Source organism: Pseudomonas sp. MC6 (assembly GCF_054790575.1).
Genome location: NZ_CP186504.1, coordinates 56,418 through 71,712, shown reverse-complemented (window position 1 = coordinate 71,712; position 15,295 = coordinate 56,418). Strand labels below are relative to the sequence as shown.

At 60.3% G+C, this 15,295-nt stretch carries 11 protein-coding genes and 1 pseudogene; 7 read left to right on the top strand and 5 right to left on the bottom strand.

Annotation, left to right across the window (positions count from 1 at the left end):
* Positions 1–26: 26 nt before the first annotated feature.
* The 5 genes from ACOYXE_RS00330 to edd form a co-directional block, all read right to left on the bottom strand.
* On the bottom strand, positions 27–1,286 hold the full coding sequence (locus ACOYXE_RS00330; RefSeq protein WP_460927289.1) for a D-mannose isomerase: 1,260 nt from the start codon (positions 1,284–1,286) through the stop codon (positions 27–29).
* Between the two features lie 294 nt (positions 1,287–1,580).
* Positions 1,581–3,050, bottom strand: coding sequence for an ATP-binding protein (locus ACOYXE_RS00325; RefSeq protein WP_160059156.1), 1,470 nt, complete (start codon positions 3,048–3,050; stop codon positions 1,581–1,583).
* Positions 3,040–3,771: a response regulator gene (locus tag ACOYXE_RS00320; RefSeq protein ID WP_003227460.1), complete on the bottom strand. Its 732-nt coding sequence runs from the start codon at positions 3,769–3,771 to the stop codon at positions 3,040–3,042. The genes ACOYXE_RS00325 and ACOYXE_RS00320 overlap by 11 nt, the downstream gene beginning before the upstream one ends.
* Positions 3,772–3,950: 179 nt before the next feature.
* Positions 3,951–4,910 (bottom strand): glucokinase, encoded by a 960-nt coding sequence (locus ACOYXE_RS00315; protein WP_460927286.1) that lies wholly within the window; start codon positions 4,908–4,910, stop codon positions 3,951–3,953.
* Positions 4,907–6,733 (bottom strand): phosphogluconate dehydratase, encoded by a 1,827-nt coding sequence (gene edd, locus ACOYXE_RS00310; protein WP_007917882.1) that lies wholly within the window; start codon positions 6,731–6,733, stop codon positions 4,907–4,909. Before edd ends, ACOYXE_RS00315 begins: the two co-directional genes overlap by 4 nt.
* A gap of 220 nt (positions 6,734–6,953) precedes the next feature.
* Here edd and gap point away from each other — a divergent pair, with 220 nt between their 5' ends.
* The 7 genes and pseudogenes from gap to ACOYXE_RS00275 form a co-directional block, all read left to right on the top strand.
* The gene (gene gap / locus ACOYXE_RS00305) at positions 6,954–7,955 is read left to right on the top strand and encodes a type I glyceraldehyde-3-phosphate dehydrogenase (RefSeq protein ID WP_077574258.1); all 1,002 of its coding nucleotides are present in this window, start codon (positions 6,954–6,956) and stop codon (positions 7,953–7,955) included.
* A gap of 190 nt (positions 7,956–8,145) precedes the next feature.
* On the top strand, positions 8,146–8,664 hold the full coding sequence (locus ACOYXE_RS00300; protein ID WP_405123011.1) for an RNA polymerase sigma factor: 519 nt from the start codon (positions 8,146–8,148) through the stop codon (positions 8,662–8,664).
* Between the two features lie 125 nt (positions 8,665–8,789).
* Entirely contained in the window at positions 8,790–9,755 is a 966-nt protein-coding gene (locus ACOYXE_RS00295) for a FecR family protein (RefSeq protein ID WP_160059158.1), read from the top strand.
* A 122-nt stretch (positions 9,756–9,877) separates the two neighbouring features.
* A complete protein-coding gene (locus ACOYXE_RS00290) occupies positions 9,878–12,463 on the top strand; it encodes a TonB-dependent receptor (RefSeq protein ID WP_460927283.1) in 2,586 nt (861 codons plus the stop codon).
* Between the two features lie 111 nt (positions 12,464–12,574).
* Entirely contained in the window at positions 12,575–13,171 is a 597-nt protein-coding gene (locus ACOYXE_RS00285; protein ID WP_160059160.1) for a biliverdin-producing heme oxygenase, read from the top strand.
* 164 nt (positions 13,172–13,335) lie between these two features.
* Entirely contained in the window at positions 13,336–13,746 is a 411-nt protein-coding gene (locus ACOYXE_RS00280; protein WP_460927281.1) for a YbaN family protein, read from the top strand.
* Positions 13,747–13,936: 190 nt separating this feature from the next.
* Positions 13,937–15,169 (top strand): annotated as a pseudogene (locus tag ACOYXE_RS00275) (methyl-accepting chemotaxis protein); the annotation flags it as partial.
* Positions 15,170–15,295: the final 126 nt, after the last annotated feature.

The window sequence follows — 15,295 nt, the reverse complement described above, 5'->3', positions numbered from 1 at the left end:
AGGGACGCGCGAATGTCACCACATGGTTACACAGGACTGCTCTGGGATAACTGTGCCAGCGCAGTCGCCATACTGGGTGACAAGGGTAGACGAGGGATCAGCACGGCCTGCCAGGCGTGATACAGATCGGGTTTGCCCGGCCAGATATCGGCACTTGGCAGGTTTTGCGGATTGAGTTCGTGGTGCCAGCTGCCGTCGCAGCGGTCGATGAAATTCATCTCGCAGAATTCCCAGAACAGCCGGTACCAGGTTTCGTATTGCGGATCGCCGGTGCGCTTTAGCAACGCGCTCGCAGCAGCGCTGGCTTCAGCGTGCGTCCAGTGCAGGCGATGGCGGACGACGGCCTTGTTGCTCCAGTCGAGGGTGTAGACGATGCCCGGCAGACCATCGACGTCCCAACCGTTGCGGCAGTTGTTCTCGAACAGTTTTTGCGCATCGGTGGCGAGCCAACCGGGCGTGAGCATGCCGGCCTGAACCCGCGCCGCTTCGAGGTGCAGCAACAGCCGCGCCCACTCGAAACCATGGCCCGGTGTGGTGCCGTAGGGGCGGAAACCGTCGGCAGGATTGTCGTGGTTGTATTCACGCAGCGGCTGCCAGTCGCGGTCGAAATGTTCGATGACCATGTAACCGTTGCCGGCAGCATGACCGTGGATCACCCGCTCGACGATGCGTTGCGCACGCACCAGCCAGCGCGGATCTTCAGTGACATCGGCCAGCGCGAGGAACGCCTCGGTCGCGTGCATGTTGCTGTTGGCGCCGCGATAGGCTTCTTCTTCGCTCCAATCGCGGTTGAAGAATTCGCGCATGGCGCCCTCTTCTTCGCTCCAGAAATACGTGTCGATGATGTCGATGGCGTCATCCAGCAACGCTTGGGCGCCGGGACGCTGTGCAACCACGGCGGAGCTGGCTGCCAGTGCGACAAAGGCATGCAGATAGGCGTTCTTGCCGGTGTTGTCATCGCGGTGTTCGGCAACGGCGAACCAGCCGCCGTGCAGTGCATCACGCAACGGCCCGCGCAGGGCGGCGATGCCGTGATCGACCAGATCGGCAAAACCCGGCAGGCCCTGAATATGGGCCATGGCGAAGCTGTGGGTCATGCGCGCGGTGTTCATGGTTTCGGCTTGCGCGTTCGCTGGCAGACGGCCGCGTTCATCGAGGTTGCCGAAGCCTTGTGGGAGTTTTGCTGCCTTGGCGAAATCCAGCAGACGCAGGCCTTCGGCGGCGAGCCATTGCTGGTGGGCAGGGGCGTTCAGCCAACTGCTGAAGCCGGGTTGGAAGAGATCCATGGGTGGCCTTTTTTGTTGTTATGACTGCGGGCAGTCTAAACAACGGGTCGGGGTGGGCTTGTAACGAAGGGGGCGGGGTTTGTCACCAGATCGTGACAAAGAGCGGCCCTCACCCCAGCCCTCTCCCGGAGGGAGAGGGGGCCGACCGAGTGGTGCTGGGTTATCCGCCGACCTGACACATCGAGTCGATTATGGATTCGCTACCGGACTTCCAGGTCGGCGTATCTCTGCAGCATCCCCCGGTCAGTCCCCTCTCCCTCTGGGAGAGGGCTAGGGTGAGGGAAAGCTTTTGACTCAATCCGCCGAACGCGGCAATTGCAGGGTCACCCGCAACCCACCCTCACGCAAATTCTGCAACGTCACCTCACCACCATGGCTGTGGGCAATATTGCGCGCGATGCCTAACCCAAGCCCATACCCCTGCTGCTGCCCCGCCAATCTGAAGTGCGGCTCAAACACCTGCTCCAGGCGCTGCTCCGGCACACCCGGCCCTTCATCATCAACGTGCAAGACAAACGCGCTGTCATCGTCATCGATATGCAAGTGCGCGTTCTGCCCATACTTCAAGGCGTTGTCGATCAGGTTGCCAATACAGCGCTTCAACGCCAAAGGCTTGCCCGGATACGCCGCCAGCGCGCGACCATGCTGCGTCACGCGACCGTTGCCGTTCGGCGCCAGGTACGGCTCGACCAGACAATCAAGCACATGGTTGAGATCCACCGGTTCAATGTTCTCGTGGATGTCAGTGTCTTTCACACACTGCAGCGCACCTTTGACCAACAGCTCCAACTCATCCAGATCGCGACCGAATTTGGCCTGCAGCTTCTCGTCTTCAAGCAATTCGACGCGCAAACGCAAACGCGTGATTGGCGTACGCAGGTCATGGGAGATCGCGCTGAACAACTGGCTGCGCTCGGTCAGGTAGCGGCTGATGCGCTCGCGCATGGTGTTGAAGGCGCGGCCCACTTCGACCACCTCACTGCCGCCGCCCTCGGCCACTGGCTCGACGTCAGCGCCCAGCGACAAATCCCGAGCAGAACGCGCCAGACGCTTGAGCGGGCGGCTCTGCCAGTGCACCAGCACGCCGATGAACAGCAGCAGGAATCCGCTGGTGAGAACGATGAACCACACCTGCTGCGAGGGCAGGCCTTGCTCTTCAAGACTGGTGTAAGGCTCCGGCAACAGCGAGGCGATGTACAGCCATTCGCCCGGGGCCATTTGAATCTGCGTGACCAAAACGGGTGGGTTCACCGGTTCCAGAGTCAGCGCGTAATGCGCCCACGAGCGCGGCAGCTCATCGAGTTTCAGTCCGGCATTGAAAATCCGCAAATCCTCGGGGCTGACAAAGGTCACCGAGATATCGGTGTCATGACCCAAGGTCTGGCGCAGCACTTCGTCGACCGCTTTCATCACCGCCGCTTTACGCGGCGTGACCGGCAGTACGTCCATGCCCAGCGGCTTGTCGTTGAGCGTCACGACGAAGCGGGTACCGCCCATGCTGCGCAATTGATCGAGCACCAAAGGGCGATAAGCCACCGGCAACGAGCGGAAGTAACTGACGCTGGCGGTCATCGAATGGGCGAGGCTGCGGGCGCTGGTGACCAGGCCTTCGAGCTGGGTGGCGCGCAATTGCGAGACCCAGATCACGCTCGACAATGTCTGCGCAAACAACACCGCCAGCAAAGTCAGCAGCAGCATCCGCCCGAGCAACGAACGCGGCACCGGCACCCGGGCGGCGAGCTTGCGCAGCGACTCAGTGACCATTGCCGGCAACCACATTGGCTGCCAATTGGTAACCGCTGCCGCGCACGGTGCGAATCAGCCGTGGCGGTTTCTCGGTGTCGCGCAGACGCTGGCGCAAACGGCTGACGGCCATGTCGACGATGCGATCGAGCGGCATCAGGTCGCGGCCCCGGGTGGCGTTGCCGATGGTGTCGCGGTCGAGGATTTCCTGCGGGTGATCGAGGAAGAGTTTCAGCAGGGCAAAGTCGGCGCCAGAAAGAATCACTTCCTCGCCATCGGTGTGAAACAGTCGATGACTGACCATGTCCAGCCGCCACTCGTCGAAGGCCAGTACGTCACTGCCGCTGCGCTCCTGACCGAATTGCGCACGACGCAGCAATGCCTTGATGCGTGCTTGCAGCTCGCGGGGGCTGAAGGGTTTACCGAGGTAATCGTCGGCGCCGAGTTCCAGACCGATCACGCGGTCGGCTTCGTCGGAACTGGCGGTAAGCATGATGATCGGCACCTGCGCCTGACGCGGATGCTGACGCACCCAACGGCAAAGGCTGAAGCCGTCTTCGTCGGGCAGCATGACATCGAGGATCACCAGATCGCTCGGCGCCTCGTTGAGGGCCTGACGGAAACTGGCACCGTCGGCGGTGGCCCGTACCTGAAACCCGGCGCGGGTCAGGTAGGTTTCCAGCAACTCGCGTATTTCCTGGTCGTCATCGACCAACAATATCGACTTGTTGACTGAGCTCACTTCGAAGGCATCCTTGTTGTTGGAATTGGGGCGGATTATGCCTTAAGCACTGATTTTACAAACACCACAAAACAACTGTAGGAGTGAGCCTGCTCGCGATAGCGGTTTGTCAGTCAACGAATGTGTTGAATCCAAGACAGCTATCGCGAGCAGGCTCACTCCTACAGTTTGATTGCATTTCAGGTCAGGATTGATTGGTCCAGGGCTACGCCAGCGCCGACAAGGCCGGAATACGGCGCTGTCACCAGCCACACCGGAATGCCTTTGAAGTAATCGCTCATGCACCCTTTGTCAGCAAAGCTGCGGGCAAAACCGCTTTCGAGGAAGAAATCGGCAAAGCGTGGAATTACACCACCAACGATATACACCCCGCCACGTCCGCCCGTGGTCAGCACGTTGTTGCCGGCGACACGGCCGAGCCAGCAGCAGAACTGCTCGAGCACTTCCAGTGCAATTGGATCACCCGCCAGCCCGGCCGCCGTAATCGCTTCCGGCGTATCAAGCGTTGGCTCATGCCCGTCCACTGCGCAGATCGCGCGATAGACTCGCGGCAAACCGCCGCCGCTCAACGCGGTTTCCGCGCTGACATGGCCGATCTCGTTGTGGATGTGCTGCCACAACTGGGTTTCACGCGGACTGCTCAGCGGCAGATCGACGTGACCGCCCTCGCCCGGCAATGCCGCAAAACGACCTTCACCGAGATCAAGCAAAGTACCGACGCCAAGACCTGTGCCCGGGCCGATCACCACCGCCGGACGCAATGGCTCCGGCGCACCCTCGCAGACCACGCGGAATTCGCCCGGCTGCAAACGGGTCATGCCCAACGCCATCGCCGAAAAGTCGTTGACCAGCAACAACTGCTCGACCTGCAAGGTTTTGCAGAACGCGGTGCGGCTCAGGCGCCAGTGGTTGTTGGTGAATTTGAATTCATCACCACTGACCGGGCCGGCCACCGACAGGCACACCGAACCGATCGAACCCGGCGCCAGACCGAGCCCGCTCAGGTAGAGGCTGATCGCCTCTTCCGGGCTGGCGTGGTCGGCCGTGGCCAGCACCTGAACCGCTTGCAGTTGCTGGTTTTTCCACAACGCAAACCGCGCGTTGGTGCCTCCGATGTCACCGACCAAAGCCAGTTTCAATTAAGCGTCTCCAGGGCAGAAGTGAAGGCGCTGGCGCCCTGCTCCGCCGAGCTGAAGGCCAAACGCATAAAGCCAAACAGTTCGCGACCGCTGCCGATGTTGTTGCCCAACAGGCCTTTGGCGGGTTCGCGCGCTGCAAATTCTGCGGCGTCGACCTTGAGTTCCAAGGTGCCTTTGACGCCATCGACGCGGATGATATCGCCCTCTTGCACCCGCGCCAAAGCGCCACCGACATAAGCCTCGGGGCTGACGTGAATCGCTGCGGGGATTTTCCCCGAAGCGCCGGACATCCGCCCGTCAGTCACCAGGGCGACTTTGAAGCCGCGATCCTGCAGCACGCCGAGGAACGGCGTCATCTTGTGCAGCTCCGGCATGCCGTTGGAACGCGGGCCCTGGAAGCGCATCACCGCGACAAAATCCTTTTCCAGCAGACCGGCCTTGAACGCGTCGGCCAGATCCTGCTGATCCTGGAACACCATGGCAGGGGCTTCGACGATCTGGTTTTCCAATGCGACGGCGGACACCTTCATCACACCGCGACCGAGGTTACCTTCCATCACGCGCAAACCACCCTCTGCCGAGAATGCGCGGGCGACCGGGCGCAGGATGTTTTCGTCGAGGCTGTCGACCGGGCCTTCGCGCCAGACCAGTTCGCCGTTATCAAGGAACGGTTCTTTGGTGTACTTGCTCAAGCCGTGGCCGAGCACAGTGTTGACGTCTTCGTGCAGCAGACCGGCGCCAAGCAGTTCGCGGATCAGGAACGACATACCGCCGGCGGCCTGGAAGTGGTTGATGTCGGCTTTGCCGTTCGGGTAGACGTGGCTCAGGGTTGGCACGACTTCGGAGAGGTCGGCCATGTCCTGCCAGGTCAATTGGATGCCCGCGGCCATGGCGATGGCCGGCATGTGCAGAGTGTGGTTGGTCGAACCGCCGGTGGCGTGCAGCGCCACAATCGAGTTGACCAGCGATTTCTCGTCGACGATTTCACCGATCGGCATGAAGTTGCCATTCTGTTTGGTCAGGCGCGTCACTTGATGCGCGGCTTCGCGGGTCAGCGCGTCACGCAGCGGCGTGTTCGGGTTAACGAAAGAGGCGCCCGGCAAGTGCAGGCCCATGACTTCCATCAGCAACTGGTTGGTGTTGGCGGTGCCGTAGAAGGTGCAGGTGCCCGGGCTGTGGTAGGACTTCATCTCCGATTCCAGCAGCTCTTCACGGGTGGCTTTGCCTTCGGCGTACTTCTGGCGCACGTCGGCTTTTTCCTTGTTGGAAATCCCCGAGACCATCGGCCCGCCCGGGACGAAAATCGTCGGCAGGTGACCGAAGCGCAGCGAGCCCATCATCAGGCCTGGGACGATCTTGTCGCAGATGCCGAGCATCAGCGCGCCGTCGAACATGTTGTGCGACAGCGCCACAGCGGTCGACATGGCGATCACTTCGCGGCTCGGCAGGCTCAGTTCCATGCCCGGCTCACCTTGGGTGACACCGTCGCACATCGCCGGAGTGCCGCCGGCAAACTGGCCGACCGAGCCGATTTCGCGCAGGGCGTTCTTGATCTGTTCCGGGAACACTTCATACGGCTGATGCGCCGAGAGCATGTCGTTATACGAAGAAACAATGGCGATGTTCGCCGAGTTCATCATCCGCAGGCTGTGCTTGTCTTCGCTGCCGCAACCGGCCACGCCGTGGGCGAAGTTGGCGCATTGCAGCTTGCCGCGCATCGGCCCGTCAGTGGCGGCGCCGCGAATCAGTGCAAGGTAAGCCTGACGCGTGGCGCGGCTGCGGGCGATAAGCCGTTCGGTGACCTCAAGGACGCGGGGATGCATGTGTAGAACTCCAGGCTAACGGATGTGGCGACCTGATTGTCTATGCTGATCAAACGCCGTTGTTATTGGAATGACAGACGGCTTTTTTGACCATTCGGACCAGTTGATTCAGGTCACTCGTTGTAGATAAAACAAAATATTGCCACTAAAAAGGCTTGTTTTCTATTTTTATGCGAATAATCTTGTAATTCCAACAACAAAACGACGGCGGCGCTGTTCCATGACTCTTCGAATCGCAATCAATGGTTTTGGCCGCATCGGCCGTAATGTCCTGCGCGCACTGTATACCCAAGGCTATCGACAGGATTTGCAGATCGTCGCCATCAACGATCTCGGCGACAGCTCGATCAATGCTCATCTGCTCAAATACGACACCGTTCACGGCACGTTCGACGCTCAGGTCGAGCATGACAATGAAAGTCTGACCGTCAACGGCGACCGCATTGCGGTCAGCGCCATTCGCAACCCGGCCGAGCTGCCATGGGCGGCGGAAAAGATTGATGTGGTGTTCGAATGCACCGGTCTCTTTACCGACCGCGCCAAAGCGGCCGCGCATATTACTGCCGGCGCACGCAAAGTGATCATCTCGGCCCCGGCAAAAGGCGCCGACGCCACCGTGGTTTATGGTGTGAACCACGACATTCTGCGCCAGTCGCACCAGATCATCTCCAACGCTTCGTGCACCACCAACTGCCTGGCACCGGTGGCACAAGTGCTGCACCGTGAGCTGGGGATCGAAAGTGGTCTGATGACTACAATTCATGCCTACACCAACGATCAGAACCTGACTGACGTCTATCACACCGACCCGTACCGCGCGCGTTCGGCCACGCAGAACATGATCCCAAGCAAGACCGGCGCCGCTGAAGCGGTAGGCCTGGTGCTCCCGGAACTGGCCGGCAAACTGACCGGCATGGCCGTGCGGGTGCCGGTGATCAATGTGTCGCTGGTGGACCTGACCGTGCAACTGAAAAAAGAAGCCAGCGCCGAGGAAGTCAACGCGCTGCTCAAGGCTGCGAGCCAGCATTCGAAGATATTGGGTTACAACACGTTGCCGCTGGTTTCCAGCGACTTCAACCACAATCCGTTGTCGTCGATCTTCGACGCCAACCACACCAAATCCAGCGGCAAACTGCTGAAGGTGCTGGCCTGGTATGACAACGAGTGGGGCTTCTCGAACCGCATGCTGGATAACTGCCTGGCGTTGTGTAACGCCGAATAACTCCCTGCTTTTTGTAGGAGTGAGCCTGCTCGCGATTGCTATCTGTCAGTCACAGATGTTGTGGCTGATCGACCGCTATCGCGAGCAGGCTCACTCCTACAGGGGTTTTGTGCTGTATTTGAAATCAGGGCTTGACCATTCAAACAGATGATAAGCATTATCATTCGCTTGAAATGGATCAGGTCCTCCCGTGAGTCAATCGCGCTTCAACCACGTCTTCCTCACCCAGCGCACGTCCTTGCTGCGCACGCTGGAACGGATGGTCAACAATCACAGCACCGCTGAAGACCTGTTGCAGGAGACCTACCTGCGCGTGACGCGGGCGTTGAGCGAGCGGGCCATCGATCACCTCGAACCTTTTGTCTTCCAGACCGCGCGCAATCTGGCGCTGGATCATCTGCGCGCGCGCAAGATCCACTCGCGAACCATGGTCGATGATGTGCCGCAAGATATCGTGCACAGCGTCGCCGCCCCCGCCAGCAGCGCCGAAGATGCCGCACACGCCGAACAGATGCTGGAGCGCCTGAATGTGAGCCTCAGTCAACTCAGCCCCCGCCAGCAGCAGATTTTCATCCTCAGCCGTTTGCACGGGAACAGTTATCAGGAAATCGCTGATGAGCTGAATGTTTCCCTCAGCACCGTGCAAAAAGAACTGAAGCTGATCATGACCATCTGCATCGGCGTCGCCGAACGTCTGAATGGCGACTGAGGCTGTAGGGCTTTTCTGTAAGTGCTCGGATCGCCTGCACGGATCATCGGGCTTTGTTACCCTTGCCCGACTTTTACGCTTCACTTGAAAAAACAGCCGTGCGCAGACACTGCCGAGGAAACACCGTGACGGACACCCACCGCTCGCCTTCGCCGGATTCGGTGCAGGACGCTGCAAACGCAATGGACCAGGCACTGGACTGGCTCATCGTGCTCGGCAGCCCGGACGAGGAACAGACCCGGCAATTTCACGCCTGGCTGGCGGCCGATCCGTTGAATGCCGAAGCGTTCGCCAAGGCCCAGGCGATCTGGGACGGCCCGCAAGTCGCCCAGTGCGCGCAAAGCCTGGCGGCCAAACCTGCGAAAGTCACCTTCCTCAAGCGTCTGCGCCCACACTGGAAACCGCTGGCGACTGCTGCGGTGCTGATCCTCGGATTGTTCAGTTTCAGTAATCTGCCGATGCGCATTCAGGCCGATCATCTGACCGTGGTGGGCGAGCGCCAGCGTCTGCAATTGGAGGACGGCTCGAAAGTCCTGCTCAATACCAACTCGGCATTCTCCAGCACCATCAACGATCAGCAGCGCGTTGCCCGGTTGTTTCAGGGCGAGGCGTTTTTCGAGATCGCCAGCGGCCGCAGTCAACCGCTGGAAATCGATGCCGGCCCGGTCACCGCCAGCGTGCGCGATACCGCTTTCGCCGTGCGTTATCTCGATGGCGTCGCGCAGGTCAATGTGCAACGTGGCGATGTCGATCTGCGCGCCACGCATAACGATGCTCGTGTGCGCCTGACTGCCGGTGAGAGCATCCGTATCGGTCCCAACGGCTTCGACCGCCCGGCCAAACTCGACGCCAACACGGATCTGGCGTGGGTGCAGGGCCGACTGGTGTTCGAGAACTGCCCGCTGAATCAGGTGCTGGCCGAATTGCGCCGCTACTACCCGGGCTGGATCATCAACAATAACGAACAGTTGGCGGACGTCGCCGTGACCGGCAATTACCGTCTCGACCAGCCGCTCGACGTGGTTCGCTCCCTCGCACACATCACCTCGGCGCGCCTGCAGGAATTCCCCGCGCTGGTGATCTTGAACTAAATGAGAATTATTTTTACTCGATAGCCAACGTCAGTACGTCTCGTTATAGCCAATGCAATTGATTCGCAACACGCGAAGCCAATCAGCCCCTATAAAGATTCGTGCGACACGGAGCGCTATCGATGTCCTCACGCCTTACCCGCCAGACTTCCTCCCCTTCTCGCGTATTGTCGCTGCTGACCGCTGCCATCCTGATGGCCGGTGCTGCACCGCTGATGGCTGCCACCGAGCAACCTTCGCGCAACATGGGCGATTACTCGTTCGCCATCGGTCAGCAGCCGCTGGTGTCGGCACTCAATGCCTTCACCGCCGTGACCGGTTGGCAGGTCGGTTTGCCGGCAGAACTGGGTCAGGGCGTGGCTTCGCCGGGCGTGCGTGGCTCGCTACCCCCGGAAAAAGCCCTGGAGCGCCTGTTGGTGGGGACCAACCTGAGCTTCCGCAAAATCAGCAACAACAACGTTGTGCTGGAAAAGCGCAACGCCAGCGGCACGCTCAATCTCGATCAGGTGACCATCAGCGCCACCCGTCAGGAGCAGTCGGTCAACAGCGTGCCGGCCACCGTCACCGTGCAGACCCGCCAGGACCTGGACCGCAACAACGTCAACACCATCAAGGATCTGGTGCGTTATGAGCCGGGCGTATCCGTCGGCGGCGCCGGCACCCGTGGCGGCATCAGCGGCTACAACATCCGCGGTATCGACGGCGACCGCATCCTGACGCAAGTCGACGGTGTGGAAGTCCCGGACGGTTTCTTCAACGGCCCGTACGCCAAGACTCAGCGCAATTACGTCGATCCGGAAATCGTCAAACGCGTGGAAATCCTCCGTGGTCCGGCCTCGGTGCTGTACGGCAGCAACGCCATTGGCGGCGCGGTCAGCTACTACACCCTCGATGCCGACGACATCATCAAGCCGGGCAAAGACGTCGGTGCGCGTCTGAAAACCGGTTACAGCTCGGCCGATGACAGCTGGTTGAAGTCCGCCACCGTGGCCGGCCGCGCCGAGCAGTTCGACGGTTTGCTGCATTACAGCCAGCGTGACGGTCACGAAACCGATTCCTATGGCAGCAACAATGGCACTGGCCTTGAGCGCACCGCCGCCAACCCGGAAGACGTCAGCGCCTACAACGTGCTGGCCAAGATCGGCTGGAACTACAACGAAGATTCGCGCCTGGGCCTGACCTACGAAAAGTACAAGGATGATCGCGACACCGATCAGAAAAGTGCTTACGGCGGCCCGTACTTCAACGGCGCCCCGACCATTCCGAACAGCGTGCTGCCCGGCGGCATGTACCAGTGGCGCACCGGCAACGACACCATCACCCGTGAACGTATCGGCATCGAGCACTCGTTCGCCCTCGACAGCCTGCTGGTCGACAACGTGAAGTGGAGCCTCAACCACCAGATCGCCAAGACCGACCAGAGCACCACCGAGTTCTACTACCCGATCACCCGTAAAGTGCTGCGCACCCGTGACACCATTTACGAAGAAAAGCAGTGGGTCTTCGATGCGCAACTGGACAAAGCCTTCGCCATCGGCGACACCGATCACGTGCTGACTTACGGCACCACCCTCAAGCAACAGAAAGTCACCGGCTCGCGCAGCGGCGACGGCACCTGCCTGGCCGTCGGTCGAGGCTGCACCGCCATCGGCGCAACCAGTACCGCTGACGTATTGGCCAAAGCCACCGACTTCCCGGACCCGACCATCAACACCTACAGCGTGTTCGCTCAGGATCAGATCAGCTGGAACAACTGGACCTTCCTGCCGGGCGTGCGCTACGACTACACCCAGCTCAAGCCGCACATCACTCAGGAATTCCTCAACACCGTGGCCGCCGACGGCCAAGGCACGGTCAGCGACAAGAACAAGACCTGGCACAAAGTTTCGCCCAAGTTCGGCCTGACCTACGCCCTGACCGAGAATTACACCTGGTACGGTCAGTACGCCGAAGGTTTCCGCACCCCGACCGCGAAAGCCCTGTACGGCCGCTTCGAAAACACCACCACCGGTTACAGCGTGGCGCCGAACCCGGACCTCGAACCGGAGAAAAGCAAAAGCTATGAAACCGGTCTGCGCGGCAATTTCGAACAAGGTTCGTTCGACGTCGCGGTGTTCTACAACAAGTACCGCGATTTCATTAACGAAGATGCTGTGACCCCGGGCCGCAACGAGCTGACCTTCCAGTCGGCCAACATCAAGCACGCCACCATCAAGGGTGCGGAAGTCAAAGGTCGCCTGAACCTGGATGCGTTTGGCGCGCCGCAAGGCCTCTATACCCAGGGCTCGATCGCCTACGCCTACGGTCGCAACAACGACAACGGCGAACCGATCAACAGCGTCAACCCGCTGACCGGCGTGTTCGGACTGGGTTACGACCAGGACAACTACGGCGGCCTGCTGAGCTGGACCGTGGTGAAGAAAAAGGATCGCGTCGACGACAGCAACTTCAAGTCGCCGGATGGCGTCAGCAGTCAGTTCAAGACGCCGGGCTTCGGCATTCTGGATCTGGCCGGTTATTACAAAGTCACCGACGACGTCACCGTCAGCGGCGGCATCTACAACCTGACCGACAAGAAATACTGGCTGTGGGATGACGTGCGCGGTTACGACAGCGTCGGCGAAGCTTCGGTGACGCAACCGGCCAACCTCGATCGCCTGACCCAACCGGGCCGCAACTTTGCGATCAATCTGATCTGGGACATTTGATCCAACCAACCTCACGGCGCTTGTTCACACACCGCGCCGTGAGGTTTTTTTACGCTTGCACGTCTTCTTGTTCGTCTCGTTATCAAGCGCCTCTTTTATCAAGGACATGTCATGACCACTTCGGAAAAAGCCCTGCGTTCACAACGCCTGAACCAGATCACCCACGAGCCGCACAGCAAGCTCGACGCCCTGGTCAAAGCCCACGCGCCGTTCGAGACCCGCGCCAATTTCGCCCGTTTTGTCGTCGCGCAGTACCTGTTCCAGTCGGAACTGGTCGATCTGTATAACGACGCCGAACTGACCGCCATGGTCCCGGATCTGCCGGCCCGTTGCCGCGCCGAAGCGGCCAAGGCTGACCTCGCCGACCTCGACACCGAAGTGCCGGCACCCGTAGCCGGCGCGGTGAAGAATCCGAGCAAGGCTCGCGCGCTGGGCTGGATCTTTGTCTCCGAAGGTTCGAAGCTCGGTGCTGCGTTCCTGATCAAACGCGCGGTGGCGCTGGAGCTGAGCGAAACCTTTGGTGCCCGTCACCTCGGTGAGCCTGAAGGTGGCCGTGCCGAAGGCTGGAAAAGCTTCGTGCGTACCCTCGATTCGCTGCAGTTCAGTGCTGAAGAAGAAGCTGAAGTCGAGCAAGGCGCGATCGATGCGTTCAACCGCTTTACCGTGCTGCTGGAACAGGCTTACGCCACCGAAGCCGAACCTGCCTGACACAACACACATCCCCTGTAGGAGTGAGCCTGCTCGCGATGGCGTCCTGTCATTCAATATGAATGTCGACTGATACACCGCTATCGCGAGCAGGCTCACTCCTACAGGGGAACTGCGTAAGCCTGTAAGATCTCCACTCCGCTTCAGAAGCCACCGCGTAGCCCATGCCGCAACCCGCCTCCTCGAAACTCGCCCGTGTGCTGTTCGGCCTGCTGGCCTACGTCAGCCTTGGCATCGGCCTGATCGCCATTGTCGTGCCCGGCCTGCCGACTACCGAGTTCATCCTTCTTGCCGCCTGGGCCGCGACCCGCAGCTCGCCGCGCCTGAGTGCCTGGCTGGAAAACCATCGGCTGTTCGGGCCGATCCTCAGTAACTGGCGCAACGGCAAGATCATCGCGCGCAAGGCCAAGGTCAGCGCCACGGTAAGCATGTTGCTGTGCGCCACGTTGATGCTGGTGATGCTCGATCACGGCTGGCCGGTTTATCTGGCGATTGCCGGGATGAGCGTGGGCAATCTGTGGATCTGGTCGCGCCCGGAATCCATCCGGGTCTGCACTGACCCGTCTTCGCACTGAAACATCCCTGTAATTAATCGCTTTTTCAGCACTTTCCCCTGCGCAAACGTTTAGCGCTGACCGTCCGTCGGCACACGCCTCATGACCTCTGCTTCCACGCCGATGAGCATTGAATGGCGCTGAATGGATTTGGCGAACCGGATAGTTCATATCCGCCTGCCACCCGTATATTCATTCGCGAGATCGCCCCATGTTCGACGCTCTGTCCATTCGCCTGAAAATCGTTCTGCTCTCCGGTCTGTGCCTGCTCGGTGTGGTTGCGCTGATCGTCGGCATGAACATCTACCAGACCAACCAGAACGACGAACTGGTCAGTAACTCCAGTAACCAGTTGCTCACCGCCAGCGTGCAGAACCTGTTGCAAGCCAAAGCCGCCGAGCAAGCCGTGCGGGTGCAGAAAACCTTCGGCGAAAGCCTGACGGTGATCACTGCCGTAGCGGATCAGATCAAGGACATGCGGGTAATGGCCGCCAAGCGTTCGCTGGACGCCGGCGCCTTGCGCGAAGAGTTGAACCTGAGCCTGAAAAGCGCTTTTGAACGCAACGATAAGGTGCTCGGCATCTGGCTCGCCTTCGAACCGAACGCTCTCGACGGTAAGGACAGCGAGTTCGCCAACGACGCCGCGCGTCAGTCCAACGAAGCCGGGCGTTTTGCCACGTACTGGAGCCGCGCCGCCGGTGCCTCGCTGAACACCATCATGGTCGAAGAAGACCTGACCAAAACCACCCTCAGCGTCAGCGGCACGCCCTACAACAGCTGGTACACCTGCCCTCGCGACAACAAACGCACCTGCCTGCTCGACCCGTATGCCGACACTGTCGGGGGCAAGGAAATGCTCATGACGACCATTTCTGTGCCGTTGATCGTCGACGGTAAAGCCATCGGCGTGGTCGGTGTCGACATTGCTCTCGACGCCCTGCAAGCGGCGGCCGTGGATTCCCAGCGCAGCCTGTTCAACAACGCCGGGCATATGCTGATTGTCTCCGGCAGCGGCGTGCTCGCGGCCGACAGTTCCGACGCGAGCAAGGTCGGCAAAAAGATCAGCGACACCCTCGGCGCCGATGGCAAAGATGTGCTGCAACTGCTGAGCTCCGGCACACCGAAGATTCTCGAACAAGGTGATTTGATTCGCGCCGTTTACCCGGTCGACCCAATCGGCAACTCGCGCGCTTGGGGCGTGGTCATCGACCTGCCGAAACAAGTGCTGCTAGCCGATTCGGTAAAACTGCAAGCGGTACTCGACGATGCTCAGGAAACCGGCGTAATCACTGCACTGCTGGTCGCCGTGGTTGCCGGTCTGGTTGGCCTGTTGCTGATCTGGCTGACCGCGTCCGGCGTCACCCGACCGATCAACAGCGTCGCCGAAATGCTGAAGAACATCGCCAGCGGCGAAGGCGATCTGACCCAACGTCTGAACTACAGCAAGCAGGATGAACTGGGCGAACTGGTGAACTGGTTCAATCGCTTCCTCGACAAGCTGCAACCGACCATCGCGCAGATCAAACAGAGCATCACCGAAGCACGCGGCACCGCCGACCAGTCCTCGGAA

Bases quoted from the DNA above. Each gene is read 5' to 3' on its own strand.
- ACOYXE_RS00325 (WP_160059156.1), bottom strand. From the start codon at position 3,050: ATGGTCACTGAGTCGCTGCGCAAGCTCGCCGCCCGGGTGCCGGTGCCG.
- ACOYXE_RS00285 (WP_160059160.1), top strand. From the start codon at position 12,575: ATGACCACTTCGGAAAAAGCCCTGCGTTCACAACGCCTGAACCAGATC.
- ACOYXE_RS00290 (WP_460927283.1), top strand. From the start codon at position 9,878: ATGTCCTCACGCCTTACCCGCCAGACTTCCTCCCCTTCTCGCGTATTG.
- ACOYXE_RS00330 (WP_460927289.1), bottom strand. From the start codon at position 1,286: ATGGATCTCTTCCAACCCGGCTTCAGCAGTTGGCTGAACGCCCCTGCC.
- edd (WP_007917882.1), bottom strand. From the start codon at position 6,733: ATGCATCCCCGCGTCCTTGAGGTCACCGAACGGCTTATCGCCCGCAGC.
- gap (WP_077574258.1), top strand. From the start codon at position 6,954: ATGACTCTTCGAATCGCAATCAATGGTTTTGGCCGCATCGGCCGTAAT.
- ACOYXE_RS00280 (WP_460927281.1), top strand. From the start codon at position 13,336: ATGCCGCAACCCGCCTCCTCGAAACTCGCCCGTGTGCTGTTCGGCCTG.